The sequence below is a fragment of the Rathayibacter sp. VKM Ac-2759 genome (assembly GCF_009834225.1).
In the GTDB taxonomy this organism is placed as follows: domain Bacteria; phylum Actinomycetota; class Actinomycetes; order Actinomycetales; family Microbacteriaceae; genus Rathayibacter.
On the sequence record NZ_CP047176.1, the window covers coordinates 668,512 to 693,521 of the forward strand.

Here is a 25,010-nt window from a genome sequence, read left to right on the forward strand (position 1 = left end):
AGGGCCCTTGGAGGTCCGCCGCGCCCGGATCAGGCTGGTGGCCTCGGGTAGCACGGGGAGGCGTCATGGAGCTGCAGACCTCGCCGCTCGTCGAGATGGCGGCGGAGGCGAGACGTCCGACGCGCTGGTGGCTCGCCTGGATCGTCGGGGCGATCGTGATCACGGTCGGCACGGTCCTCGGTGACGTGATCGGATCGGCGGTCCTCGGCAGTCCCGGGCCGACCGACACCCGCTACCAGTTCACGGAGCTCTTCCTCTTCGGCACGACGCTGCTCCTGCTGTTCCTCTGGGTGCGCCTGAAGGAGAAGCGGCGGTTCTCCTCGATCGGCTTCCGCGGCGCGAACCCCGTCGGGAAGGTACTGCTGGGCCTCGTGATCGGCGCCGCGATGATGACGCTGGGCGTGCTGATCCCGTGGTCGTTGGGTGAGTACGCGATCGACGTGTCACCGCACACGACTCTCGGAGCGTCCGCGCTCGTCCCGGTCGCCCTGCTGCTCCCCGTCTTCCTGGTGCAGGCGTCCACCGAGGAGGCCGTGCTGCGCGGATACATGCTCCAGGTCGCCGGACGGCAGATCAACGGCGTCGTCGCCATCGTCGCCGGCTCGGTGCTCTTCGCGGTCCTCCACCTCGACTTCGAGCCGATCGTGCTGGCGAACATCACCCTGTACGCGGTGTTCGCCTCGTTCCTGGCGCTGGGGCAGGGGAACCTGTGGCTCGTCGCCGGCATCCACACCGGGTGGAACTACTTCCAGGGCAACGTCTTCGGCCTGCCGGTCAGCGGCAACGCCGAGGCCAGCAGCCTGTTCGCGTTCGGGCCCGCGCCCGACTCGCAGGCCCTCCTCACCGGCGGGGACTTCGGCGTCGAGGCGAGCCTCGTCGGCACGGCGATCCTCGCGATCGCGACGGTGATCGCCGTCACCTACTACCGCCGCCAGGAGAGGCGGCGCCGGGCGCTGCGGAGTCCCGCGGTGCATCAGCCGTCAGAGCGAGCGTGACCCGGGAACGATGACACTCCCGCCCACGCTCCACGAGGTCGTCCGATCGGCGCGACGGCCTGCACCACACCAGCAGCACCACCCCCGAACGGAGAAGCCATGACCACCTCATCCACCCCGTCGACCGTCTCATCCGCACCGATCCCCGGCAGGACGCTCGGGATCATCGCGGTCGTGGTGGCCGTGTTCTTCAACGTGATCGGGCTGATCCTCGGGATCGTCGCGCTCGTCCAGAGCCGCAGGGCCGGCTACAGGAACGGTCCCGCCGTCGCGGCGATCATCGTCGGCGCGATCTTCACCGTCGCCGCGATCATCGCGACCATCGCGATCGTGACGGTCGCGGGCTTCTCCGCCGAGGCGTACCAGGCCTGCCAGGCCGTCGACTTCTCGGGCACCGTCACCGTCGGCGGTCGGGAGGTGGCCTGCAGCACCATCAATCCGTAGCCCGGACGCTCGACCGGCGGGCTACGGGAGGGCCGGGACCTTGGTCCCGTCGAACGGCCGCCGCGACGAGGAGAGTTCGACGCGTGTCCTGGAAGGGTGTCCCGGCCGGCTTCCGGGACGCATCCAGAGGAGGAGCGCAGCATGGCGGATCCCGAATGCGGCCGACGGCTGTCAGCGGCCCCGCGCCGCGACGGTGGCAGTGCGCGCTCCTTCGACTGGCCGGCTTCCCGGACGCGCCGGGCGAGGGGCTCGGCCCCGGGGAGCCGAGATCGTGGACGTCGACGCCTGCGGTCTCTACGACGGCCGCCGCGGGCGGTCCGGAGCGCGCCTCCGCCCTGCGCGGCGCAGAGCGTCGGCGTCGGCTGAGCGCTCTCGGCGTCGGAGCCCTCCGACGTCTCGTCGGGCTGCGGCTCTCCGCGACGGCCCATCACTGTGGAAGGAACCATCATGTCGAGCTTCGTCCTGCTCTACCTCGGAGGCACCGCGCCCGAGAGTCCCGCTGATCGGGCCGCCTCGGAGGAGGCCTGGGGCGCGTGGTTCGCGCGCGTCGGGGACGCGTTGACCGACCCCGGGAGCCCGTTCGCCGGATCGTTCTCGACCGGCGCCGACCACGCCCCGAGCGGGGTCACCGGGTACAGCATCGTCCAGGCCGCTGACTCCTCCGCGGTCGAGCACCTGCTCGACGGGCATCCCCATCTCCTGAGCGGCGGAACGATCGAAGCGCACGAGACCGTCCCGATGTGACGCACCCTCGCGGACCCGGTACCGACCGGACTGCGCCTGGAGATCCTCCGGGCCGTATCGTGCACTCCGGCTGACGTCAGGAAAGGACTGGCCATGGGACAGCTCATCTACGGCGCGTGGCGGTGGCGCATCGACTTCGACGACCGCACTCTCCACCATCTGCGCCTCGCGCTGGAGCGTCGCAGGAAGAACGGAGCGTCGTTCCAGCTGACGTGGACGCAGCGCGGTCGCGCTGAGCACCACCCGAACTCGATCATGATCCATCCCGGTACCCCGCTCGAGTACCACTTCGACGAGAGAGAGACGAGCGGGATGAACCCGCTCTGGCTGCGCGCACTGCTGCGCCCCGTGCTCAACCAGGACATGGTCGTCATTCCCGAGCCTTCGACGGCCTCGCGCTGAACCCCGGTGAGCCCACCCGCGACGCGGTCCGACATCGGCGTCCGCGCCGTCGAGCACTTGCGCGGCGTCGTCGGGGATTCTCGTATCGCAGACATCGCCACCAGGTCCGCTTCCACCTCCCCTCCGACTTCCCCGACCGCGTCTTCACCCCCGGATCCGAGCACACCTCCCAGGCCACCGACCTCTTCGTCCAACTCGAAACATGGGCCGGCGCCCTGCGCACCGTCCGCCCCTGAAGCCTCACAGCACCTGACGGAGACGGCACCGTGACCACTCCGTTCTGCGACCACGCCCGCGGCGTCCTCGACGACGCCGAGAATGCCGAGAACGGCGACCTCGCCACGGAACACCGGTCGTTCTCGCAGGTCGGGGTGAACGGCGCGCCCACCGCACGCGCCGCCCTCACCGCGAGCGGACGGCGAACGCCTCTCCGGGGGCGACCACGCGGATGCGGGACGGGTTGACGATGCGCGACCACAGGTCGGCGGGGTCGCCGTTGAACGGCGCGAAGTCGGGGGAGTCGACGGAACCCCAGTGGTGGAGCACCAGATCGGCGTTGGGATACGCGTTCGCCATCTCGACGGCGCCGTCGAGTCCGAAGTGCCACTCGCTGTCGGAGAAGTCGAAGAGGAGGACGTCCGGCGCGGGCATCGTGAGGTGGTGGTCGCGGATCAGGCGGGAGTCGCCGGGCGCCCACACGACTCCGTCGGGCGTCCGGATCCAGAAGCCGCAGCTGTCCTCGTCTTCGAACCTGCGCCCCCGATAGCCGGGCTGGGCGTTCTGCCAGGCGTGATCGGCGGGCAGCACGGTGACGCGGACCCGGTCGCCGACGGTGAAGTCGTCTCCGATGTCGTGGCCGGTCCCCGGGATCGCCTCCTCCGTCATCACCGACGCGACGTAGCGGGTCGAGTGGAAGGCCTCCGTCACGGGCACCAGATCGCGGCAGCTCGGGATGCTGAAGTGGTCGTTGTCGGCGTGGGTGACGAGCACCGCATCGACGCGCGGCACGTCGGCGATGCCGAGAGGGATGTCGATCAGCAGCGGCATGTCGAAGCCGTGCAGGACCGGATCGATCAGGATCGTGGTTCCGCGGGCGTTGAGGAGGAATCCGGCCATCCCCAACCACCGCAGGGTGGTGCCTCCGCTGCCCTCGAAGGCGTCCTCGCCGATCGGGACGCTGGGCGGGGCGACCGCCTGGCGGGGCTCTCGTGCCGTGCTCATCGGTCGACGTAGCCCATGTGCTGGGCGTTGTAGCGGTCGCCGTGCACGCCGACGCGGTCGGCAAGGCCGTCGAGGTCGGCCAGCTCGTCGGGGGAGAGACCGACGGTGGTGGCGTCGGCGTTCTCCCGGACGCGGGAGGTGCGCCGTGTCCCGGGGATCGGCACGATCCACGGCTGCTGGAGGAGCAGCCAGGCCAGCGCGATCTGCCCGGGGGTGACCTCCTTCGAGGCGGCGAGGGCGGTGACGTGATCGACGAGGGCCTGGTTCGCGGCGAGGTTCTGCGCCTCGAAGCGGGGGACGCGGCGCCGGATGTCGTCGGCCGCGAACGACGCTCCCGCCGTGACGCCTCCCGTGAGGAAGCCCTTGCCGAGCGGGCTGAACGGGACGAAGCCGATGCCCAGCTCTGCGAGGACGGGGAGCACCTCGGCTTCCGGGTCGCGCGTCCAGAGCGAGTACTCGCTCTGGACCGCCGTGACCGGGTGCGCCGCGTGCGCACGGCGGATCGTCTCGGCGGACGCCTCGGACAGCCCGAGGTGCCTGACCTTGCCCTCCGCGATGAGCTCTCCCACGGTCCCGGCCACGTCCTCGATGGGCACGTCGGGGTCGACCCTGTGCTGGTAGAAGAGGTCGATCACGTCGGTGCGCAGGCGGGTGAGGGACGCCTCGGCGACGCGGCGGATCTGCTCCGGGCGGCTGTCGAGGCCCGTGCTCGCCCCGTCCCGGATGTCCCACCCGAACTTGGTGGCGACGACGACCTGGTCCCGGACGGGGGCGAGGGCCTCGCCGACGAGCTCCTCGTTGACGTAGGGCCCGTACACCTCGGCGGTGTCGAAGAAGGTGACGCCGAAGTCGACCGCGCTCCGCAGGACGCCGATCATGTCGTCGCGGCTGCCGGGATTCGGACCGTAGCTCTGGGACATGCCCATCGCGCCGAGACCGATCGCGGACACCCGCAGGCCGTCACCGAGTGTGCGCAGGTGCATGGAGGGCTCCTTCTGATCGACGGACGTCGCGTGATCGACCGTAGAGTCCGCGCCTGTTCCGCGGGGTGCCCTGTCAGGACACCTCTCCGACGAGGATCGCGGCGGCGACGAGGCGCCCGACTCCGGGGTGACGGCGAGAGGTGTTCTGCCGGAGCACCCCGGAGGGCCGGATGCGGCCATAGCGTGATCGACATGGACAACCGGAACGAGGTGCGCGAGTTCCTGACCTCGCGCCGCGCTCGCGTGCAACCCGAGCAGGTGCAGCTGCCGGGCGGACCGAACCGCCGAGTGGCGGGCCTGCGCCGCAGCGAGGTCGCGATGCTGGCCGGCGTGAGCGTGGAGTACTACTCGCGTCTCGAGCGCGGCAACCTGAGCGGGGTGTCGGACACCGTGCTGGCCGCGATCTCCTCGGCGCTGCTGCTGGACCACGCCGAACGTGCGCACTTGGCCGATCTCTCGCGCGCCGCGAACGAGTCGTCGCTGCGCACCCGCCGCGCCGCCCCGACCAGGATCCGCTCGAGCATGCAGCTCGTCCTCGACGCCGTCACGGCGGGACCCGCGTTCGTCCGCAACGGAAGGATGGACGTCCTCGCGGAGAACGCCCTCTTCCGCGCCCTGTACAGCGACATGTACCTCTCGCCCGAGCGCCCCGTCAATCTCGCGCGCTACGTGTTCCTGCACCGGGATCGCGCCGAGGAGTTCTACCCCGACTGGTCCCAGGCCGCCGACATCAACGTGGCGATCCTCCGCACGGAGGCCGGCCGGAACCCGCACGACCGCGAGCTGCAGGACCTGGTCGGAGAGCTCTCCACCCGGAGCGACGAGTTCCGGACGCGGTGGGGCGCGCACAACGTCCGCCACCACGCCGCCGGTCAGAAGCACTTCCGCCACCCCGTCGTCGGCGACCTGCACCTGGTCTACGAGGCGATGGAGCCGATGGACGCGCCGGGCCTGAACTTCCTGATCTACAGCGCCGAAGCGGGATCGGCCACCGCCGAGCGGCTGCGCCTGCTCGCGAGCTGGGCGGCGACGTCTCCGGCCGTCCCGCTCTCCGGACCCCGGACGGCGCGATCGGAGCGGTCCGACTCCTCGCGCACCTCGTGACGGAGGCGTCGCCGGGCCGGCGTCGTCGGCTCACGCTGCTGCTGTGCTCGTCGGGATTCTTCCTGATCACGCTCGACATCCTGATCGTCAACGTCGCTCTGACCGCGATCGGCCGGGATCTGGGCGGCGACACGGTCGCCCTCCAGTGGACGATCGACAGCTACACGCTGGTGTTCGCGGCCCTGCTGCTCCTCGCCGGCAACCTGTCCGAGCGCCTCGGCGCGAAGCGCGCCTTCCGGATCGGGATCGTCCTGTTCGCCGCGGCGTCGATCGCGTGCGCCGCGGCTCCCTCCATCGAGCTGCTGATCGCGGCCCGTGCTCTCCAGGGCGCGGGAGCCGCGGTGATGCTGCCCGCGTCCATGGCGCTGATCCGCGAGGCGTACGACGACGACCGCGAACGGACGAGGGCGCTCGGGATCTGGGCCGTCGGCGGTGCCGTGGCCACGGCCGTCGGCCCGGTTCTCGGTGGAGCACTCACCTCCGGTGACTGGCGGCTCGTGTTCGCGATCAATCTGCCCGTCTGCGTGCTGATGCTCGTCCTGCTCCGCGCCGTCGGCCGCTCGCCGGTCGAGCCCTCGCCGTTCGACTGGGCCGGTCAGGTCGCCTCCGTCGTCGGGCTCACCGCGCTGGTCTTCGGCCTCATCGAGGGCGGGGCGGTCGGATTCACCGCGCCGCTGGTGCTCGCGAGCCTCGCCACGGCCGTCGTCGCGATCGCCCTCTTCCTCGTGATCCAGGCGCGAGCAGCGCATCCGATGATGCCGCTGGACCTGTTCCGCTCGAGCGGCATGCGCATCTCGCTCGGGGTGGGCTTCGCCTTCATGGTGAGCAACTTCGGCACGGTCTTCGTCCTGAGCCTGTTCCTCCAGCAGCAGCTCGGCCTGCCACCGCTCGTCGCCGGCCTCGTGTTCCTGCCGGGAGCCGCCTTCAGCATCCTCGGCAACGTCGTCAGCGGAGTGCTGGCCAACCGCTTCGGGACCCGCGTCCCGATCGTCTCGGGGCTGACCCTGATGGCGCTCGGTCTGGTCCTCACCGTCCTCACGGCTCCGCTGGAGTCGCCCGTGCTCGTCGGGACGGCGGTCTGCCTCACCGGCTTCGGCGGCGCGGTCGCGATGCCTCCGGTGACCTCGGTGGTGCTCAGCAGCGTCCCGCCCGCCCGGGCCGGGACGGCCAGCGCCGTGTTCAACACCTTCCGCCAGGTCGGCGGCGCGGTGGCGATCGCCGTCTTCGGCGCCTTCATCGCCGACCGCGACTCCTTCGTGCCGGGCCTGCAGCTGAGCCTGGCCATCGCGGCCGTGCTCGTCGTCGCCGCCGCTGCGGCGAGCCTCTTCCTCCGCACGAGGTCGGCCCCGGCCGAGCCGGAGGCATCGCAGCCGACCGCGGAGCCGGCGACCCGGGCGATCCTCACCTGAGGCGCGGTGCGACGGAGCGGACGGGTCGACCGGTCAGGCCGACTCGCGCCGGATCAGGGAGAGCTGCGGCGCCGAGTCCCGTCGCGGGGCCGGTTCTCCCGCCGCCGCGCTGAGCGCGAGCTGCGCGAAGTACCGGCCGAGGCCCGCGTCGTCGACGTGGACGGTGGTCAGGGAGGGGACGATCAGCTGCGCGAGCGGCGAGTCGTCGTGGCCGACGACGGAGAGGTCCTGCGGGACCGAGAGACCGAGCCGGATCGCCGCGCCGACGACGAGAGCGGCGATGTCGTCGTTGTAGGCGACGACGCCGGTGACTCCGGTGCGGTGCCAGTGCTCGACCAGGGCGTGGACGCTCCCGGCGTCGACGTCGGCGCGCTCGAGGCCCGGCAGTCCGCGGTCGCGCGCGGCTCGCCCGGCGACGGCGAACCGGGAGGCGACGAGGCTGCCCAGGCGCGGATCGGGGGAGGAGGCGAAGACGAGGCGACGCCGCTCCTGCGCGAGCAGGTGCTCCACCTGCAGGCGGGGGCCCTGACTGAAGGAGGCGTCGTCGCCGTTCCCCGGTTCGTCGGGAGAGGGGATGACGACCGGCACGCCCGCCGCCCGGATCTCGTCGTAGCGGGCGCGAGTGAAGGGCAGCATCCCCATCACCACGTCGGGCTGGAGGGTCTCCCAGAGCGGACGCGCCCGCCCGCTGGCGTGAGGGGTCATCGTGACGAGGGAGTAACCGGCCTCGTCGAGAGCGGTGGACGCCTCGTCGACGTGCCGGCGCATGCTGTACTCCATCGGCCAGTCCGGCAGCACCAGGAGGATGATGCGGCTCCGACCGCTCGCCAGGGCCTGCGCGGCGAGGTGGGGGCGGTAGCCGAGGCGCTGCGCGGCGGCGAGGACCCTGGTGCGGGTCGCCTCCGAGATGGTCTGCCCCGGGGTGTCGTTGAGGACGAAGCCGACGGTGGCGCGGGAGACCCCGACCGCACGCGCGATGTCGGCGGCCGTCACCCGCTTCTCGGTCGTGGCTGCGCCCGTCATCCTGCTCCGTCCCGCTCTCCGACGAGCCTAGGGCTTGTGCGCGCTAGCCCCTCCGATGAAACGATCCATCCGATCGCTTGCACGCGCTAGCGAGGGCGGGCTAGTCTCTCGTCAGCTAGCTCGCGCTAGCGCCCGCACCGCGGCCCTCTCGACAATGGAGTCCTCAATGGCGACACACCCCGGCGACCGTCCCGTCACCCCACCCACGCCTCAGCCGATCCCGGCACCGCCCGGAGCCGTCGAGGAGCTCGTCCTCTCCGATGCGCCGCCTCCCGAGACCAAGGCGAGCACCTCGTACATCTGGTTCCAGGTCCTCGGCCAGTTCGGCGTCTTCGTCGCGTTCATCACCCCGCTGGCGATCTCGCTCTCGATCCGGCTCTCGACCCTCGCGCCGGGCCGCGAGGAGTTCCTCGGCTACATCACGGGCTCCGGTGCGCTGGTCGTCATGCTGACGGCGCCGCTCCTCGGTGTCCTGAGCGACCGCACCCGCACCCGGTTCGGCCGCCGTCGGCCCTTCATGGTCGTCGGCATGCTCGTCGGCGTCGTCTCGCTGCTGGTCATGGCCACGGCGCCGAGCGTCCTGCTCCTCGGCGTCGGCTGGGTCCTCGCCCAGCTCGGCTGGGGACAGGTGCTCCAGAACCTGCAGACCTCGATGGCCGACAAGCTCTCGGAGACGCAGCGCGGCAAGGTGGCCGGCCTGACCGGCTTCGCGACCCAGGTCGCCCCCGTGTTCGGTGTCGTCATCGCAGGCAGTGTCGCGGCCGACCCGCTGATGCTGTTCCTGCTCCCCGGCCTGGTCGGAGTCGTCTTCGTCGTCCTGTTCGTGCTGTTCACGCGGGAGGCCGACACCCGCTCGGCGACCTTCGACGAGCGCCTCTCGCCCGCGACCCTCTTCAGCAAGTACCTCTACAACCCGCGCAGTCACCCCGACTTCTCCTGGGTGTGGCTCGGCCGCTTCCTCTTCTACTTCGGCCTCACCCTGAACACGACCTTCACCGCGTTCTTCTTCGCCTCCCGCCTCGGTGTCGACGTGACCGAGGTGGCGCCGATCATCGCCACCCTGGGCCTGTTCGGCATCCTCGCCACCACGCTCGGCGCGATCGGCGGAGGATTCCTCTCCGACCGGCTCCGACGCCGGCGCACCTTCGTCCTCGGCGGCGGCACCCTCTTCGCGGTGGGCGCGATCGTCATGGCACTCGCCTCCGACATCCCGGTCCTGATCACCGGCTCCCTGATCACCTCGGTCGGAGTCGGCATGTTCGCCGCGGTCGATCAGGCGCTGATCCTCGACGTCCTCCCCGAGAAGAGCACGGGGGCCGGTCGCTTCATGGGCATCATCGGCTTCGCCGTCTCGATCCCGCAGGCCGTCGCGCCCTTCATCGCTCCGCTCTTCCTCGCCGTCGGCGCGGGCGCCGCGGGCGACAAGAACTACACGCTCCTCTACATCGTCGCGGCCGTGTTCACGCTGCTCGGCGGACTGGTCGTCATGCGCGTCCGCTCCGTCCGCTGACCCGGCCCCGCTGACCCGCCGGCCCCGCCGACCCGACCGTCCCGCTGATCCGATCCGAACCGCTCCCAGGAAGTACCGACATGCGCACTGCGTTCATCACTCCTCGCGCCGCCACCGGTGGCACCGGCGATCCCGCCTCCTATCTGAGGCGCGAGTTCGCGGTCACCGAGCGGCCCGTGCGGGCCACTCTGCGCAGCACCGCGGTCGGTCTGATCGAGCCCCACCTCAACGGAGGCGTCGTCGGCGACGAGGTCCTGGCGCCGGGCTGGACGTCGTACCGGCACCGCCTCGTCGTGAGCAGCCACGACGTGACCGACCGGATCGTCATCGGCTCCAACGCCGTCGGCGCGGTGCTCGGCGAGGGCTGGGCGCTGGGCCGGCTGGGCTGGGAGGAGAAGCGGCACCACTACTCCGACCGGCCCGCGGCCTGGCTCGAGCTCGTGCTCGAGTACGGCGACGGCAGCACCGAGGTCATCGGCAGCGACACCTCGTTCCGTGCGGCGACCGGAGGCGTGCGGGCCAACAGCATCTACGACGGCGAGGACTTCGACGCCCGGCTCGAGCCCTCCGGCTGGGACAGGGCAGGGTTCGACGACGTCGAGTGGGGAGGCGTCGAGCCCTTCGACTGGCCGGTCGAGTCGCTCGTCGACCCGCTCGCACCGCCGATCCGCCGGATCGAGGAGCTCGCCCCCGTCGAGATCCTGACGACCCCGGCGGGACGCACCGTCGTCGACTTCGGGCAGAACGTCTCGGGATGGGTGCGCCTCACCGCGAGCGGGCCCGCGGGCACGACGATCACCCTCCGCCACTCCGAGGCGATGATCCACGGCGAGGCCGACTTCGAGACCATCCGCACCGCCGCAGCGACCGACCGGTACATGCTGCGCGGCGAGGGGGCGGAGACGTGGGAGCCGCGGTTCACCTTCCACGGCTTCCGCTACGTCGAGGTCGACGGCTGGCCGGGCGAGCTGGACGCCTCGGCGCTGCGCGCGATCGTCGTGCACTCCGACATGACCCGCACGGGCTGGCTCGAGACCTCGAACCCGCTGCTGAACCAGCTGCACTCCAACGCCGTCTGGTCGATGCGCGACAACTTCGTGGGCGTCCCCACCGACTGCCCGCAGCGCGACGAGCGCCTCGGCTGGACCGGCGACATCAACGCCTTCGCCCCGACCGCCGCGTTCCTCTACGACGTGCGCGGGGTCCTCGGCTCGTGGCTGCGCGACCTCGCGGTCGAGCAGGAGGAGAAGGGGTTCGTCCCGTGGGTCGTCCCCGATGTCCTCTCCACTCCGTCCTCCCCGACGGCGCTGTGGAGCGACGTCGCCGTCAGCCTGCCCTGGGCGCTGTACCGCGAGTACGGCGACGAGAGGATCCTCGCCGACGCCTACGGCTCCATGACCGCCTTCATCCGGCAGGTCGCGGGGCTGCTCGACGAGAACGGACTGTGGAGCACGGGGTTCCAGTACGGCGACTGGCTCGACCCCGACGCGCCGATCGACAACCCGGCCGGAGGCAAGACCGATCGTCACCTCGTGGCCGCCGCCTACCTGTGCCGCACGACGCGCGAGATGACCGACACGGCCCGCATCCTCGGCCGGGCCGACGACGCCGCGGAGTTCGGCGCGCTCGCCGACCGGGTGCGCAGGGCGTTCCTCGACGAGTACGTCAGCCCGAACGGCAGGCTGGTCGGCGAGACGGCGACCGCCTACGCGCTGGCCATCACCTTCGACCTCCTCGACGAGGCGCAGAAGATGCGCGCGGGCGATCGGCTCGCCGACATCGTCGCCCGCGCCGGCTACCGCATCTCGACGGGCTTCGCCGGGACTCCGCTGGTCACCGACGCCCTGTCGGCGACCGGCCACCTCGGCGAGGCGTACCTGCTGCTCCTCGAGACCGGCTGCCCCTCGTTCCTCTATCCCGTGACCATGGGGGCGACGACCATCTGGGAGCGGTGGGACTCGATCCGCCCCGACGGCACGATCAACCCCTCGGGCATGACGTCGCTGAACCACTACGCGCTCGGTGCCGTGGTCGACTGGATGCACCGCACGATCGGCGGTCTGACCGCCGTCGAGCCCGGCTACCGGCGCATGCGGATCGCCCCGCTCCCCGGCGGCGGGCTCACCTCGGCGCAGCTGCGCCACACGACCGTTCACGGCGAGGTCGGCATCGCCTGGAGCCTCGACGGCGGTACCGCCACCCTCGACGTGAGCATCCCCGAGGGCACGTCCGCGCAGGTCGTCCTCCCGGGCGTCCTGGACACCGCCCCGCTCGAGGTCTCGGCGGGCGAGCACCACTGGAGCTACGAGATCGAGGTCGCGGCCGCGTCGAGCTCGTTCGACCTCGACTCCACGCTGGGCGCCGTCGCGGCCGACCCGGCCGCCTGGCGGCGGTTCACCGACGTCTTCGCGCGCTACTACCCGGGCGTGCCGCTCGACGGCCGCGCACCGGAGGCGGCGGTGATGCCGATCCGCACCCTCCTCGACTACATCCCCGGCGTCTCGGACGAGTTCCGCTCCGACCTCGGCCACGCCCTCACCCCGGCCTCGACAGGAGCCTCCGCATGACGATCGACATCAGCACCCTCACCCTCGAGCAGAAGGCGTCCCTGCTCTCGGGGCGCGACTTCTGGACGACGAAGGCGATCGAGGAGGCCGGCATCCCCTCGATCATGCTCACCGACGGGCCGCACGGCATCCGCAAGCAGGACGGCGACGCCGATCACCTCGGCATCAACGACGCCCTCCCCTCGACCTGCTTCCCGCCCGCCGTGGCGGTCGGATCGAGCTGGGATCCGGAGGTCGCCGCCCAGCTGGGCGCGGCCGTCGGACGCGAGGCTCTCGCCGCCGGCGTCTCGGTCGTCCTCGGCCCGGGAGTGAACATCAAGCGCTCGCCGCTGTGCGGCCGCAATTTCGAGTACTACTCCGAGGATCCGCTGCTCTCGGGAGTGCTCGGCGCGGCGCACGTGCGCGGGCTGCAGGAGGTGGGCCCCGGCGCCTCCGTGAAGCACTTCGCCGCGAACAACCAGGAGCACGAGCGGATGCGCATCAGCGCCGACGTCGACGAGCGCACCCTGCGCGAGATCTACCTCCCCGCCTTCGAGCGGGTCGTGAAGGAGTCGGCGCCCGCGACGGTGATGGCCGCCTACAACAAGGTCAACGGGGTCTACGCCTCGCACGACCCGTGGCTGCTCACCGAGGTGCTGCGCGAGGACTGGGGATTCGAGGGCGCGGTCGTGTCCGACTGGGGTGCGGTCAGCGACCGCGTCGCCGGAGTCGCCGCGGGGATGGATCTCGAGATGCCCGGCAGCGGAGGCGGCACCGACCGGCAGATCGTCGACGCGGTCCGCTCGGGCCGGCTCTCCGAGGAAGCGGTCGACGCCGCGGTGCGCCGCGTCCTCGCGCTCACCGAGCTGCCGCACGAGGCGACGGGCGCGGTCGACGTCGACGCCCACCACGCCCTCGCCCGCACGCTCGCGGCCGACTCCGTGGTGCTGCTCAAGAACGACGGCGTCCTGCCGCTCACCGCCCCGCGCATCGCCGTGATCGGCGTGTTCGCCGTCGAGCCGCGCTTCCAGGGCGGCGGCAGCTCGCACCTCACCCCCACGCGTGTCGACGTCCCCCTCGACGCCGTCCGCGATCTCGCCGTGGCGCGCGGGTCGGTGGTCGAGCACTCGCTAGGCTTCGTGCTCGGCGAGGACCCGGAGGCGGCCGAGCGCCGCGATCGAGCCGTCCGGACCGCGGCCGGGGCCGACGTCGCGATCGTCTTCGCCGGACTCGGCGACAGTGAGGAGTCGGAGGGCTTCGACCGCAGCACGCTCGCTCTGCCGGCCGCGCAGGTCGAGGTGATCCGGGCGGTCGCGGCCACCGCCGCGCGCACGGTGGTCGTGCTCTCGAACGGCGGAGTCGTCTCGCTCGAGGGCTGGCACGACGACGTCGACGCGATCGTCGAGGGGTGGCTGCTCGGCCAGGCCGGAGGCTCGGCGATCGCCGACATCCTCTTCGGGGTGGTCACCCCGTCGGGGCGTCTCGCCGAGACGATCCCGCTCCGGCTCCAGGACACCCCGAGCTGGCACAACTTCCCGGGGGAGCAGGGCCACGTCCGCTACGGCGAGGGTGTGATGGTCGGCTACCGCCACCACGAGACCGCCCAGGTCGCCGTGCGCTACCCCTTCGGGCACGGCCTCAGCTACACGACCTTCCGCACCGCGGAGCTGGTCGTCGAGCAGACGGGGGACGACTCGGTCCGGGTCGCCGTCTCGGTCGAGAACACCGGAGCTGTCGCCGGCAAGCACGTCGTGCAGGTCTACGTCGCGACGGACGCGGGGCCGGTGCGCCGCCCCGCGCGGGAGCTGCGCGCCTTCGCCAAGGTCGCCCTCGAGCCCGGCGAATCGCGCACCGTCGAGTTCGATCTCGACCGCCGTGCCTTCGCCTACTGGGACATCGAGCTCTCGCAGTGGGTCGTCTCGGCCGGGAGCTACGCGGTGCAGATCGGCGAGAACGCCTCCGAGATCGTCGCCGCCGAGTCGGTCGTGCTGAGAGGTGACGTCCTCCTCCGCCCGCTCACGCTCGACTCGACGGTGGGCGACTGGTTCGCCCACCCCTCCGTCGGCCCCGCCCTGATGCAGGGCCTGGCCGCCGCGATGACCCCGGAGCAGTCGGCCCAGGCCGAGGAGAGCGGTGACGCGCTGCGGATGGTCGAGTCGATGCCGATGCAGCAGTTCCTGGCCTTCACGGGTGGCGCCCTGCCGATGGAGTGGCTGGAGCAGCTGATGGCGTCGAGCGCGGGCGACGAGGTGGCTGCGTGAGCACGCGCCGCCGCGTCGTCCTGACCGGCGCGACGGGCAACTGGGGCCGCGCGGTGCTCGAGGCGTTCCGCGAGCGGTCGGAGACGTTCGACGTCGTGGCGCTCGTCCTGCCCTCTCCGGGCGACCTCGCCGTCATCCGCCGGTTCGAGGACATGGAGAACCTCGACGTCGTGTTCGGCGATCTGACGGACTACGCCGCGGTCGAGCGCTGCGTCCGCGGAGCCGACGTGGTCCTCCACATCGGTGCCGTGGTCTCGCCCTTCGCCGACGACCACCCGGAGCTCGCTCACCGCGTCAACGTCGGCAGCATCCGGAACATCGTCCGTGCGGTGAAGGCGCAGCCGGACCCTGGAGCGATCGCCGTCGTCGGGATCGGGACGGTCGCCGAGACGGGCGACCGCACGCCTCCGCACCACTGGGGCAGGGTCGGCGACCCGCTGCGCGTCTCCCGGTTCGACGAGTACGGGCAGAGCAAGGTCGTCGCCGAGAAGGAGCTGGTCGACTCCGGACTTCCCCGCTGGACCTGGCTCCGCCAGACCGGCATCCTCCATCCCGGCATGCTCGAGATCCGCGACCCGATCATGACCCACTCCACGCTCGGCGGCGTCATGGAGTGGGTGACGGTCGAGGACGCCGCCCGCCTCATGGTGAACGTGTCCGAGGCCGGCGTCCCCGATGAGCTGTGGGGCGGGGTCTTCGACATCGGAGGCGGCGAGCAGTGGCGACTGACCAACTGGCAGCTGCAGTCGCGCATCGCGGGCGCCCTCGGGGTCGGCGACCCCCGGGCCTGGTACGAGCGCTCCTGGTTCGCGACCCGCAACTTCCACGGGCAGTGGTACAGCGACTCCGATCGGCTGCACGACCTGGTGCCGTTCCGTCAGGACACCCTCGATGAGGCGCTGGCGAGGGCCGTCGCGCAGAACCCCCGGCTCGCCCTCGCGGGCCGGACCCCGCCGTGGATCGTCAAGAACCTCGTGATGAAGCCGCTCACTCTGAAGCACCGCGGCACCATGGGCTACCTGCGCGACGGGAACGAGGAGGCGGTCGCCGCCTACTTCGGGTCGCGGGCCGAGTGGGACGCGATCGGCGACTGGAGCACGTTCTGGCCTCCGCGACCGAGCCGCACGCCGGTCCTGCTCGACCACGGCTACGACGAGAGCGTGCCCGCTGCGCAGTGGGACGAGCGCCTCCTCGCGGGCGCGGCCGAGTTCAGGGGCGGGGAGCTGCTCTCGCCCTCGGTCGAGCCCGGCGACATCGCGACTCCGCTGCGCTGGCGGTGCGCCTCCGGTCACGACTTCACCGGGAGCGCACGACTCGTCCTCACCGCCGGTCACTGGTGTCCGGTGTGCGTCCGCGATGTCGCGGGGTACGCCGAGCAGGCGGAGCGCAACCGGTTCCTGGCGCAGCTCGAGCCCGGCGACGAGGAGACCCCCGTCGGCGCAGGCGGCACGGAGGCGGCTCTCGCCGGCTGAGGAAAGGACGAGGGAGCGGCACGGGGCCGTCGCGCTGATCGGCGTGGTGCTGCTCGCCCGGGCGCTGCGGTCCGGGGCGCTGCGGACTCGCGCGCTGCGGGGTCGGGCGCTCCCGCCTCAGGCCCGGTCGTGGAGGGTGACGTGGTAGCCGTCCGGGTCGGCGAAGGTGAAGGTGCGGCCGAACGGGCCGTCGATCGGAGCCGCGACGATCCGGTGTCCGTCGGCGACGAGCGCGTCGTGGATCGCCTGGACGTCGGTGGCGTGCAGCCAGATCGCGGCGCCGATGCCGGGCTGGGCGACGGCGCTCAGGTCGGTGCCGGGAGCGAGGTCGCGGAGGGCGAACGCGATCGGGGCGGTCTCGAAGACGACGGCGTGCGGCGGGCCGGCGGGCGAGCGCACGAGGCCGAGGTACTGCTCGTAGAACGCCTGCGACGCGGGCAGGTCGCGGGCCTGGAGGGAGATGAAGTCGGGTCCGGTGACGGGCATGTGGGGCTCCTCTGGTCTGTGTCAGTTGGCTGACATCCAGAACTCTATGTCAGACTACTGACATGAGTCAAGACGGGATCGACCTCCCCACCTCGCTGGGCTACCTGCTGAAGGAGGCGTCGAGCTCGCTCCGCGCGGCCATGGAGGCGGTGCTGCGCCCCCTGGGGATGACCGTGACGCACTACTCCTGCCTCGAACTGCTCGCCCAGCGGCCGGGGCTGTCCAACTCCGAGCTCGCGCGGGGTGCGTTCGTGACGCGGCAGTCGATGAACGTGCTGCTGCAGTCGCTCGAGCGCGAGGGCGACGTGATCCGTCCTGCCGAGGCGCGCGTCGGCAAGATCCTGCCGACCGAGCTCACCCCGCGCGGTCGGCAGCGCCTCGAGGCGGCGACCGTCGCGGTCCGGGGCGTCGAGCTCCGGATGCTGGCCGGCATGACCGCGGAGGAGCAGGCCGTCGCCGCCGGGCTGCTGCGCGGCATGATCCGCTCTCTGCGCGACGACGCGTAGCTGTCGGCCCGATGTGCGCCTCCTGAATCCGCACGGAGGAGCGCGACGTAGGCTCGGGGAATCGCATTCCGGTCCCCGGTGCCCTGAACGTCGTTCGGGGGCACAGACCGAAGGACGACACCATGAAGACCCTCTCCCACACCGGCGGTTCGCTCGTGCTCGAGGACGAGACCGCCTCGGCCGTGGTCCGCTACTCGATGGCACTCGCTCAGCAGCGCGAGATGAGCACCGTCACGCTCGAGGACGCGGGGACGCCCGCGCCGCACTCGCAGGTGCTGCTCGTCGTCGGCCACGGCGTCCCGCTCTCGGTCCGCACGGCCCGAGGCGTCGCGGGCGCCTCGGTCGGCTCCGAGTGCGGAGGCGACCTCGACGTCCGGACGGCCGCCCTGACCGCCCCGCACCGCCCGGTCACGGCCTCACCCGAGGACGCCCGGCAGGACGACGCCGCCTCCGACCTCTACTTCGACCTGCTCTGACGCTCCGGCCGCGCGGAGGACCGCAGGAGCCCCCTCCGCCGGTCCCGCGGCCGTGCTGCGGCCCGCGGAGGTGTCGTTACGCTGGACGGCGGAGCGACCCGTGCTCCGTCCCACCCCCGAGGAGTCCGCGGCATGGCCCTGCGCAGCAGCCTGATCGACGACCTGACCGGCGCGCCCATCGCCGACGGCCGGGGCGGCACCGTCAGCTTCTCGATCGACGACGACGCGTACGAGATCGACCTGACGGCGGCCAACATCGGCAGGCTGCACCTCGCGCTCGCCCGCTACGTCGACTCCGCCCGCCTGCTCTCGCCCGGAGGCGCGGCCCCGCGCATCACGACGGTCGCCGCGAGCGCGGGCCGCAAGAGCCCCGAGATGCTGGCCGCCATCCGCCACTGGGCGAAGCGGCACGGCTACGAGGTGCCGCCCTCGGGCCGCATCCCGGCCGAGGTGCAGAGCGCCTACGACGCGGCGCACTGATTCACAGTCGCGCGAGCGTCGTCCGCGCCATCAGGAACGCGCCGTACTGGATGACTCCGAGGCCGACGACGACCAGCGCGGCGGTGCCGTACGGCGGGACCGCGAGGAAGCGGAGGGCGCCGTCGAGCCCCGATGCCCGGTCGGCGTCGCCGGTCGCCGCCGCCACGAGGAAGATGCCGCCGGCGAGGCCGACCGCGACCCCCTTCGCCACGTAGCCGGAGACGCCGAGAGTCGACACGAGGCGACCGCGCCGGCCCGGGGGCAGCCGGACCAGCCTGCGGAAGCCGCGGCGGACGCCGATCGCGATGAAGCCGATGCCGCTGCCGAGCACGATCGCCCCGGTCAGGGCGAGGACCACGAGGCCGGCCGTGGTGGCGACCAGCTGCTGGTTGATCGTCCGGATCGTCGTGGACGAGCTGGTCGAGCCGCCGAGCGCGAAGACGAGGACCGTGCCGGCCAGGGCGAGCGACGCCAGCCCCTTCCCCGCCTCGACCAGGCGGCGGCCCCAGCGCGCCGCGCGGCGCGGGCTGTCGGAGGCGCCGCCGATGGTCAGCTGCCAGAGGCCCAGGGCGAGCACAGCGCTGAACGCGGCCCAGATCGCGACGCTGCCGAGCGGGGCGCCCGTGAGGCGGGCGATGGCGCCGGACGGATCGGCCTCCACCGCCGAGGTGTCACCGAAGGCCAGCCGGATCGCGATCGCGCCGATGACGAGGTGCAGCAGCCCGTTCACCGCGAAGCCGAGCCGGGCGAGCCGTCGGAACCGCCGGATCCGGGAGCCCGGGAGGCGGCTCGGCGTGAGGTCCGTCGGCACGCTCCCACTGTCTCACGGGGAGCGCGGGCGGCTCGGCCGAGCCGCTGGGCGAGGGCGACGGTGATCCCCTCCGGCCCGATCGCGCAACGGAGCAGGTGAGCCCGCTGACCACCGCCTCCACCGGGCACAGACACCCGGCGCCGATCCGTCACGAACGGTCTCCTGAGATCGGACGACACGACCGTTCGCGACGGATCGATCGGCTCCTCCCGGGGAGAAGAGGGTGTCTCAGCCCCGCCGGCCTGCGAACAGCGCGTGCAGCAGCGGCAGCACCGACGCGACGAGGAGCACCGTCCCGAACGCCCCGTCGTCGGGGCGCACGATCGCCCCCGCGATCAGCAGTCCGGCGAACAGCACCGCCGAGACGACGCGGCGCACCGTGCCCTCGAGCACCGTCAGGCGGCGCTCGACCGTCGGGACGGTCACCGCGAGGGTGCCGTTCTCGAGCGTCGTGGCCAGCTCGTCGAGCCGGCGGGGGAGCCGCCAGACGAGGCCGAGGGTGTCGAGCGCCTGCCGGCCGACGTCCTGCGCGACGTTGCCGCGCTCCTCGCGGATCAGCTGCTGCGCGTACGGCTCGACCGAGTCCCACAGGTTGAAGGCCGGGTCGAGGGCGCTGGCGACGCCGGACGTCAGCGACATGGCGCGGACGATGAGCAGGAAGTTCTCGGGCAGCTGGAACGGCAGGGAGCGCACGACGTCGCCGAACTGGACCGCGAAGTCGCGGAACTCGCGCGGATCGACCTCGCGCAGCTCCGCGAACCCCATGCCGCCGAAGCGGGCGAACAGCTGGGTCATCGCCCGCTCGAGCTCGCGGGAGTCGGCGGAGGGGAGCAGCACGCCGACCTTCCGCGCCGCGTCGACGAGTCCCTTGCCGTCGCGGGAGGCGGCCGCGATGAGCATCGCGCGCAGGCCCGCCCGGGTCGTCGGCGGCACCTCGCCCATCATCCCGAAGTCGATGAAGGTCAGCTGCCACGGCAGCTCGGCGCCCGGGGTCGGGGTGACGAAGACGTTGCCGGGGTGCGGATCGGCGTGGAAGTAGCCGTTCGTGAACAGCTGGTCGAACATGACCGCCGCGAACACCGGAGCGACCTCCGCCGGGTCGATCCCGGCGGCGCGGAGGGCGTCGGCGTCGGTGATCTTGATGGCGGTGACGTCCTGCAGGGTCAGCACCTTGCGGGTCGAGCGCTCCCAGACGACGTCGGGGACGCCGACGCGGGCGTCTCCCGCGAAGTCGGCGGCGAAGCGGACCGAGTTGGCCGCCTCCTGCAGGTAGTCGATCTCCTCGAGGCTCGTGACCGCGAACTCCTCGACGAGCGCGGGAGCGTCGACCCGATCGGAGACGAGCCGGACGTGGGTCAGCCAGCCGCCGACGCGGCGCAGCGCCGCGAGGTCGACGTCGACGATCTCGTCGATACCGGGTCGCTGCACCTTGACGATCGCGGACCCGAACCCGGTGTCGGCGGCGTCCATCGGGTTCAGTCGGGCGCGGTGGGCCTGCCCGAGCGAGGCCGCGGCGACGGGGGACTCGTCGACTCCCGCGTACGCGCGATCGAGGGGCATCCCGAGCTGCGACTCGGCGAGTGCGCGGATCCGCGGGAAGGGCACGGGCGGCACCTCGTCCTGCAGGCCCTCGAGCTCGCGGGTGATCTCGGGCGGCAGCACGTCGAGGCGCGACGACATGAACTGCCCCACCTTGATCATCAGTCCGCCGAGCTCGACGGCGAGCACGTGGAAGCTGCGCGCGAAGCGGCGCATCCGAGCCGGACGCGTGCGCAGGGCGATCGACGACAGACCGATGCGGGGCAGCAGCAGATCGAAGAACCAGGTCACCGCGAGGTGCCAGGAGGCGAAGCGCAGGATCCGGCGGTAGCGCCGCTGATCACTGCGCGCGCGGCGGCGGCCCGGGCCCTCGGGGCCCGGGCGTACCGGCGCCACCCGGGTCAGTCCTGCGCGAGGATCGCGTACAGCCTGCGGCGCGAGTCCTCGAGTTCCGTGATGGCCTTGCGGATCTGGTCCGGAGTGCCCGATCGGCCGACCTGCGCGGCGGCCTGCGCGAGCTCGACGCCGGCCTTCGGCAGGGCGCCGAAGTCGACGGGCTCTGGCTCGCCCGCGAAGGGGGCGGAGCTGCCGGAGGCGGCGACCTGCGCGCGACCCGCCTCGGTGAGCGAGTAGGTCTTGCGGCCGTTCGACTCGTCGGCGGCGATCAGGCCCTCGTCGGCGAGCAGCTGCAGGGTCGGGTAGACGGAGCCGGGGCTCGGCTTCCAGCTGCCGGAGCTGCGCTCCTCGATCTCGTGGATGATCTGGTAGCCGTGCATGGGCTGCTCGGCGAGGAGCGCGAGCACCGCCGCGCGGACGTCGCCGCGGCCGACGCGGGTGCCGGAGCGCTTCTCGAAGCTGGAGCGGACCTGCTCCATGGCCTGCCAGATGCCCTCGATGGGGTTGCCGGAGCCGAAAGCACCGGTCGATGACGAACTGTTCATGATGACCTCCCGTTTCTGCGAACGATACTCAGCGATATGTGCGGCGACTGTGAACGACTGCCCGCTCTTCCTGGGAAGTCAATGCCCCGAGCCCATTTCCGTCGGCGGGTGAGACTGGATCCATGAGTGAATCCGGCAGCAGCCAGACCCTGAACGCCGGCCGTCCGGCCAACTTCATCCGCTGGGTCCGCACGCGCGACCGCTGGTTCCCCGAGATCCTCCGCGGCCGCTACCTCGGCACCACGGCGGAGGGCTGGGAGGTCAGCGCCGACGGCGAGACCCGCTTCCTCGACCAGTCGGTCTGGGCGGTCTACAAGTAGCGGCTCCTCGGGGAGTCCTGCGTGCCGTCCCGTCGCTAGCCGAGTAGGTTCCCCTCGACGAGACGCCCGGCAGCGTTCGCCTCATCGACCAGTGCCGCTCGTTCGTTCCCGCTCAGGCGGCATCCGGTCACGAGGTAGTCGTCGCAGCCCTCGCCGATCCGGATGCCGAACTCGTTCATCCGCCGGACGTCCGGAGTGCTGGGCAGCCGGCCTCGGCCCGCGGAGTGACCGGTGATCGCGAAGCTCGAGGTGCCTTCGACGGCCTCGATCCCCGACTCCTCGTTCTCGACGGAGTAGCCGCCCGTTACGGACCAGTTGGTGATTCCGGAGCCCGACACCGAGAGACCGGAGCGTCCGTTGCGGAGGAAATGGCAGTTCGAGAGCGACAGCCCCTCGACGATCGCGTTCTCCCGTGCGTCCGCCGCGACCCGCAGGCCGTGGCCGGCCTCGGACAGCCCGAACCAGCAGTTGGCGAACATCGTCGCGCGGACCTCTCCCTTCGGAGTGATCTCGGCGGAGGAGGCGTTCCGATCGCCGACCACGCCGCCCGCGGAGTCGAACAGGCAGTTCGTCGCCTGGAACGCCCAGCAGGACTCGTCCGCCTCGGTCGCGATCAGCAGTGCGGCACCGTGCGACGTGATGTTCGTATCGGAGACCATCGCGGTGTCGCCGGTGCCCACGCGGATTCCGAACAGGCACTGCCGACTGAGCTGCGAGATCGAGGACATGACGCAGCCGGTGATGACGGTGCTCGCGAAATTGACGAGATCGATGGCGCCGGAGGCGGATCCGGTGTGCGGAGATCGGAAGCTCAGGCCGGAAAGCGAGGTGCTCACCGCTCGGACCGCTCTCGTTCCGACGCGGATGCCGACGAAGTATCCAACGAGGGTGCACCGCTCGACGACGCACTCGTTGCCGTCGATGCCGATGAGAGCGCCGGCCTCCCGCGACGAGCCGACCGGACTGAGAGTGAGGTCAGAGATGCCTGCGGCGTGCGCGAGCGTGACGGCGTCGCCGCGGACCCGATCGTCGATGTGGAGGACGGTCGCGGCGGTCGCTGAACCGCGGAGGACGACGCCGGTCGGCACGTCGAGGCGGGAGGCGATGCGGAAGTGCCCCGGGCCCAGCACCAGGAGACCTCCCTCCGCGAGCGCCTCGAACGCGGCGCGGATCTCTAGCGCGTCATCGACGACACCGCCGGAGTCGGAGGGACGCAGGAGCCTGACGAAGCTCGCGGACTCGACCGTGGTGCCCGGGGCCGCCTCGCCGTCTGCTTCGGTACCGTTGACCACAGCTGACGCGAGAAGCGGCCCCCCTACCGCGACGGCGGTGGCGACTCCTGTGAAGCGGAGGAACTGCTTCCGTCCCGGTCCCCGAGTGTCCTCGGGGGGACGCGGCTGATCCGCGTCGAGCGTGGGCATGCGGACATCCTAGGCGGCCGGGGTCCGCAGGAGCTCAGCCCGCGCCTCCGCTGTCGAGGATCTCTCGGAGGGCCTCCTCGGCCCGGACCAGCCCGTCCGCATCTCCGGTCGCCGTGGAGTAGCGGGCCAATGTCCGCCAGATCGTGACATCGGTGGGGGCGAGCTCGGCCGCGCTCTCGAGGAGGACTCCAGCCCGCTGAGTCTCACCGAGCGAGAAGAGGAGAGTGCCGAGGCGGTGCCGCGTCTCGGGATCGTTCGGCGCCCGCTCGTCGAGAGCCGTGAGCGTCGCGATCGCGGCCCCGGGGTCGCCGGCGAACTGCTGGGCCGCGGCGAGTGCCTTCGCTGCCACGACGGAGCCGGGGACGCGCGCGAGGGCGTCTGTGCTCCGTTCGACCGCAGCCCGGGCTGCTCCGGAAGCTCCGGCCGACGCCGCAGCGGTGAGCGACTGCGCTGCGATGGAGGTCACATCGGCATCCCACGGCCGAAGTGCCTGCGCTGTGTCGAAGGCCCTCTCCGCAGCGGTGATCCGTCCGCGTCCCGATGCCTCGATCCCCTCCTGGAGCGGGAGCTCCGCCGCCGTCGTCAGTGCGAGGAGACCGACCCAGGCGGCGAGCCCGACCGTCCGCGCCGTCGAGCCCCACCGCCGCTTGCCGGCGGGCGACGGAGGGGGCGTCGCGGAGACGGCCGCTCCGAGCAGCACCGCCATCAGCAGCGTGTTGCCCGGCGTCGTGAAGTGCGTGCTCAGACTCGTCACGTACCCGAGGGAGGCGGCCAGCGCACTGAGCAGGAGCGGCCGCCGACCGGCCGCGATGCGGTCCCCCGCGGACGCGGCACCCCAGGCGCGCAGGATCGCGAGAAGCGAGAGCACGCAGAACGCGATCAGGAGGACAGCCAGTCCCACTCCTCCTGCTGTGGCGGACTGCAGGAGCAGCGAGTGCGGGGAGTCGACGGTAGTACCGACTCCGTTCGCGGCGAACCAGTTCGGGCCGTGCGTCGTCGAGGCGGCGTCCATGAATCCGTTCGGACCGACGCCGAGGAGCGGATGAGCCGACACGACTCGCAGCGTCTCGGCCCACAGGGTCGTCCGCCCCGCGGCGGACGAGGAGGCGAGCGGGCTCAGTCCGAGCAGCCGCTCCCGAGTGAGGGGGATCGCGAGGACCAGGCCGGCGAGGCCGACGGTGGCAGCGCCCGCGAGGAGGAGGAGCCGTCGGCGGTCCTTCGCGTCAGTCGTGACCAGCGCGCCGATCAGGACGACGACGAGGGCCATCGCCAGTCCCAGCAGGGCTCCGCGGGACGCGGACAGCACGACAGCGGCGAGCGCCGAGGCGAGGCCGATGGTGAGGAGCACTGCGTCCGGACTCCTCCGAGACCAGGCCCGGTGGGCGGCGGGCGCCAGGAGTGCGACGACGACCACCCCGAAGACGCCCTGGTCGCTCGCGTTGCCGAGCAGAGATCCCGGCCGGGCGAGATCTCCGGGCACAGGACGCAGGCCGAGTGATTCGAGCGCGGCGAGCCCGGCCACCGCCGCGGCGGCGACGGAGGCGCTGTGCAGGAGGACGTCGAGCAGGTGCGGATGCGACCGAGGCCCGAGCAGCCGAGCGCCGAGCCAGAAGGCCCCGAGGTAGACGCCCACCGTGATCGCGCCTTCGTAGCGCGGCCAGCGCCCCAGGAGCTGCACGAGCGGAGCCGCGCCGAGGAGGGCGGCAGCCGCGAGCATCGCGATCGCCGTGCCGACGACCATCACGAGCCTCCGGGGCAGGCTACCGGTCGCCGTCGCGACCGACGCCAGGACGACCGCCGCCGCCATGACCAGGTCCTTCGGCAGCACCCACCGGTTCATCGCGCCGGGGAGGAGCACGACCGTGGACAGCACGGCGAGGAGGATCGCGAGCACCGCGACCGGCCGGAGGGGGACT

Annotated in this window: 23 protein-coding genes; 14 read left to right on the plus strand and 9 right to left on the minus strand. The window is 72.0% G+C overall.

The genetic code is table 11. The features are described from left to right. The first annotated feature begins 65 nt into the window (after positions 1-65). The 4 genes from GSU68_RS03080 (at position 66) to GSU68_RS03095 (ending at position 2,585) form a co-directional block, all read left to right on the plus strand. Positions 66-995, plus strand: coding sequence for a CPBP family intramembrane glutamic endopeptidase (locus GSU68_RS03080; protein WP_159905642.1), 930 nt, complete (start codon positions 66-68; stop codon positions 993-995). Positions 996-1,094: 99 nt separating this feature from the next. Further along, positions 1,095-1,439, plus strand: coding sequence for a hypothetical protein (locus GSU68_RS03085; RefSeq protein ID WP_159905643.1), 345 nt, complete (start codon positions 1,095-1,097; stop codon positions 1,437-1,439). A gap of 447 nt (positions 1,440-1,886) precedes the next feature. Continuing rightward, on the plus strand, positions 1,887-2,183 hold the full coding sequence (locus GSU68_RS03090) for a hypothetical protein (protein ID WP_159905644.1): 297 nt from the start codon (positions 1,887-1,889) through the stop codon (positions 2,181-2,183). 93 nt (positions 2,184-2,276) lie between these two features. Next, positions 2,277-2,585, plus strand: a complete 309-nt coding sequence (locus GSU68_RS03095) for a hypothetical protein (RefSeq protein ID WP_159905645.1) — start codon at positions 2,277-2,279, stop codon at positions 2,583-2,585. 402 nt (positions 2,586-2,987) lie between these two features. On the opposite strand, the gene GSU68_RS03100 is transcribed toward GSU68_RS03095, so the two are convergent. Further along, a complete protein-coding gene (locus tag GSU68_RS03100; RefSeq protein ID WP_159905646.1) occupies positions 2,988-3,806 on the minus strand; it encodes an MBL fold metallo-hydrolase in 819 nt (272 codons plus the stop codon). After that, positions 3,803-4,789 (minus strand): aldo/keto reductase, encoded by a 987-nt coding sequence (locus GSU68_RS03105; protein ID WP_159905647.1) that lies wholly within the window; start codon positions 4,787-4,789, stop codon positions 3,803-3,805. The genes GSU68_RS03100 and GSU68_RS03105 overlap by 4 nt, the downstream gene beginning before the upstream one ends. Positions 4,790-4,981: 192 nt before the next feature. Between GSU68_RS03105 and GSU68_RS03110 the strand changes: the two genes are divergently transcribed. Next, the gene (locus GSU68_RS03110; RefSeq protein WP_159905648.1) at positions 4,982-5,893 is read left to right on the plus strand and encodes a helix-turn-helix transcriptional regulator; all 912 of its coding nucleotides are present in this window, start codon (positions 4,982-4,984) and stop codon (positions 5,891-5,893) included. Further along, complete coding sequence (locus GSU68_RS03115; protein ID WP_159905649.1) at positions 5,890-7,302, plus strand: MFS transporter; 1,413 nt, start codon at positions 5,890-5,892, stop codon at positions 7,300-7,302. Before GSU68_RS03110 ends, GSU68_RS03115 begins: the two co-directional genes overlap by 4 nt. A gap of 33 nt (positions 7,303-7,335) precedes the next feature. On the opposite strand, the gene GSU68_RS03120 is transcribed toward GSU68_RS03115, so the two are convergent. Continuing rightward, positions 7,336-8,325, minus strand: a complete 990-nt coding sequence (locus tag GSU68_RS03120; protein WP_244259372.1) for a LacI family DNA-binding transcriptional regulator — start codon at positions 8,323-8,325, stop codon at positions 7,336-7,338. 166 nt (positions 8,326-8,491) lie between these two features. Here GSU68_RS03120 and GSU68_RS03125 point away from each other — a divergent pair, with 166 nt between their 5' ends. From GSU68_RS03125 to GSU68_RS03140, 4 genes are all read left to right on the plus strand, one after another. After that, positions 8,492-9,835 (plus strand): MFS transporter, encoded by a 1,344-nt coding sequence (locus tag GSU68_RS03125; protein WP_159905650.1) that lies wholly within the window; start codon positions 8,492-8,494, stop codon positions 9,833-9,835. Between the two features lie 80 nt (positions 9,836-9,915). After that, positions 9,916-12,402: an alpha-L-rhamnosidase gene (locus GSU68_RS03130; protein WP_159905651.1), complete on the plus strand. Its 2,487-nt coding sequence runs from the start codon at positions 9,916-9,918 to the stop codon at positions 12,400-12,402. Continuing rightward, on the plus strand, positions 12,399-14,642 hold the full coding sequence (locus tag GSU68_RS03135; protein ID WP_159905652.1) for a glycoside hydrolase family 3 C-terminal domain-containing protein: 2,244 nt from the start codon (positions 12,399-12,401) through the stop codon (positions 14,640-14,642). The genes GSU68_RS03130 and GSU68_RS03135 overlap by 4 nt, the downstream gene beginning before the upstream one ends. Then, entirely contained in the window at positions 14,639-16,114 is a 1,476-nt protein-coding gene (locus GSU68_RS03140) for an NAD(P)-dependent oxidoreductase (RefSeq protein ID WP_159905653.1), read from the plus strand. Before GSU68_RS03135 ends, GSU68_RS03140 begins: the two co-directional genes overlap by 4 nt. Positions 16,115-16,231: 117 nt before the next feature. Here GSU68_RS03140 and GSU68_RS03145 read toward each other — a convergent pair whose 3' ends face one another. After that, positions 16,232-16,600 carry a VOC family protein gene (locus GSU68_RS03145; protein WP_159905654.1) on the minus strand — a complete coding sequence of 123 codons (369 nt, stop codon included), beginning with the start codon at positions 16,598-16,600 and terminating at the stop codon, positions 16,232-16,234. A gap of 62 nt (positions 16,601-16,662) precedes the next feature. On the opposite strand from GSU68_RS03145, the gene GSU68_RS03150 reads away from it, so the two are divergent. From GSU68_RS03150 to GSU68_RS03160, 3 genes are all read left to right on the plus strand, one after another. After that, on the plus strand, positions 16,663-17,106 hold the full coding sequence (locus GSU68_RS03150; protein ID WP_159905655.1) for a MarR family transcriptional regulator: 444 nt from the start codon (positions 16,663-16,665) through the stop codon (positions 17,104-17,106). Between the two features lie 122 nt (positions 17,107-17,228). Beyond that, on the plus strand, positions 17,229-17,582 hold the full coding sequence (locus tag GSU68_RS03155; RefSeq protein WP_159905656.1) for a hypothetical protein: 354 nt from the start codon (positions 17,229-17,231) through the stop codon (positions 17,580-17,582). A gap of 132 nt (positions 17,583-17,714) precedes the next feature. Then, the gene (locus GSU68_RS03160) at positions 17,715-18,062 is read left to right on the plus strand and encodes an Lsr2 family protein (protein WP_159905657.1); all 348 of its coding nucleotides are present in this window, start codon (positions 17,715-17,717) and stop codon (positions 18,060-18,062) included. A gap of 1 nt (position 18,063) precedes the next feature. Here GSU68_RS03160 and GSU68_RS03165 read toward each other — a convergent pair whose 3' ends face one another. The 3 genes from GSU68_RS03165 to GSU68_RS03175 form a co-directional block, all read right to left on the minus strand. Next, positions 18,064-18,873, minus strand: a complete 810-nt coding sequence (locus GSU68_RS03165) for a DUF1206 domain-containing protein (protein ID WP_159905658.1) — start codon at positions 18,871-18,873, stop codon at positions 18,064-18,066. Positions 18,874-19,101: 228 nt separating this feature from the next. After that, the gene (locus GSU68_RS03170) at positions 19,102-20,808 is read right to left on the minus strand and encodes an AarF/UbiB family protein (protein WP_159905659.1); all 1,707 of its coding nucleotides are present in this window, start codon (positions 20,806-20,808) and stop codon (positions 19,102-19,104) included. A 5-nt stretch (positions 20,809-20,813) separates the two neighbouring features. After that, entirely contained in the window at positions 20,814-21,353 is a 540-nt protein-coding gene (locus GSU68_RS03175; protein WP_159905660.1) for a PadR family transcriptional regulator, read from the minus strand. Between the two features lie 122 nt (positions 21,354-21,475). Between GSU68_RS03175 and GSU68_RS03180 the strand changes: the two genes are divergently transcribed. Then, positions 21,476-21,673 carry a hypothetical protein gene (locus tag GSU68_RS03180; protein WP_159905661.1) on the plus strand — a complete coding sequence of 66 codons (198 nt, stop codon included), beginning with the start codon at positions 21,476-21,478 and terminating at the stop codon, positions 21,671-21,673. Positions 21,674-21,708: 35 nt separating this feature from the next. Here GSU68_RS03180 and GSU68_RS03185 read toward each other — a convergent pair whose 3' ends face one another. Both GSU68_RS03185 and GSU68_RS03190 read right to left on the minus strand, forming a co-directional pair. Beyond that, on the minus strand, positions 21,709-22,965 hold the full coding sequence (locus GSU68_RS03185) for a hypothetical protein (protein ID WP_159905662.1): 1,257 nt from the start codon (positions 22,963-22,965) through the stop codon (positions 21,709-21,711). 163 nt (positions 22,966-23,128) lie between these two features. Further along, on the minus strand, positions 23,129-24,967 hold the full coding sequence (locus tag GSU68_RS03190; RefSeq protein ID WP_159905663.1) for an O-antigen ligase family protein: 1,839 nt from the start codon (positions 24,965-24,967) through the stop codon (positions 23,129-23,131). Positions 24,968-25,010 lie beyond the last annotated feature (43 nt).

Coding starts and splice junctions, on each gene's coding strand:
- GSU68_RS03080 (WP_159905642.1), top strand. CDS start 66: ATGGAGCTGCAGACCTCGCCGCTCGTCGAGATGGCGGCGGAGGCGAGA.
- GSU68_RS03085 (WP_159905643.1), top strand. CDS start 1,095: ATGACCACCTCATCCACCCCGTCGACCGTCTCATCCGCACCGATCCCC.
- GSU68_RS03090 (WP_159905644.1), top strand. CDS start 1,887: ATGTCGAGCTTCGTCCTGCTCTACCTCGGAGGCACCGCGCCCGAGAGT.
- GSU68_RS03095 (WP_159905645.1), top strand. CDS start 2,277: ATGGGACAGCTCATCTACGGCGCGTGGCGGTGGCGCATCGACTTCGAC.
- GSU68_RS03100 (WP_159905646.1), bottom strand. CDS start 3,806: ATGAGCACGGCACGAGAGCCCCGCCAGGCGGTCGCCCCGCCCAGCGTC.
- GSU68_RS03105 (WP_159905647.1), bottom strand. CDS start 4,789: ATGCACCTGCGCACACTCGGTGACGGCCTGCGGGTGTCCGCGATCGGT.
- GSU68_RS03110 (WP_159905648.1), top strand. CDS start 4,982: ATGGACAACCGGAACGAGGTGCGCGAGTTCCTGACCTCGCGCCGCGCT.
- GSU68_RS03120 (WP_244259372.1), bottom strand. CDS start 8,325: ATGACGGGCGCAGCCACGACCGAGAAGCGGGTGACGGCCGCCGACATC.
- GSU68_RS03125 (WP_159905650.1), top strand. CDS start 8,492: ATGGCGACACACCCCGGCGACCGTCCCGTCACCCCACCCACGCCTCAG.
- GSU68_RS03130 (WP_159905651.1), top strand. CDS start 9,916: ATGCGCACTGCGTTCATCACTCCTCGCGCCGCCACCGGTGGCACCGGC.
- GSU68_RS03135 (WP_159905652.1), top strand. CDS start 12,399: ATGACGATCGACATCAGCACCCTCACCCTCGAGCAGAAGGCGTCCCTG.
- GSU68_RS03145 (WP_159905654.1), bottom strand. CDS start 16,600: ATGCCCGTCACCGGACCCGACTTCATCTCCCTCCAGGCCCGCGACCTG.
- GSU68_RS03150 (WP_159905655.1), top strand. CDS start 16,663: ATGAGTCAAGACGGGATCGACCTCCCCACCTCGCTGGGCTACCTGCTG.
- GSU68_RS03155 (WP_159905656.1), top strand. CDS start 17,229: ATGAAGACCCTCTCCCACACCGGCGGTTCGCTCGTGCTCGAGGACGAG.
- GSU68_RS03160 (WP_159905657.1), top strand. CDS start 17,715: ATGGCCCTGCGCAGCAGCCTGATCGACGACCTGACCGGCGCGCCCATC.
- GSU68_RS03175 (WP_159905660.1), bottom strand. CDS start 21,353: ATGAACAGTTCGTCATCGACCGGTGCTTTCGGCTCCGGCAACCCCATC.
- GSU68_RS03180 (WP_159905661.1), top strand. CDS start 21,476: ATGAGTGAATCCGGCAGCAGCCAGACCCTGAACGCCGGCCGTCCGGCC.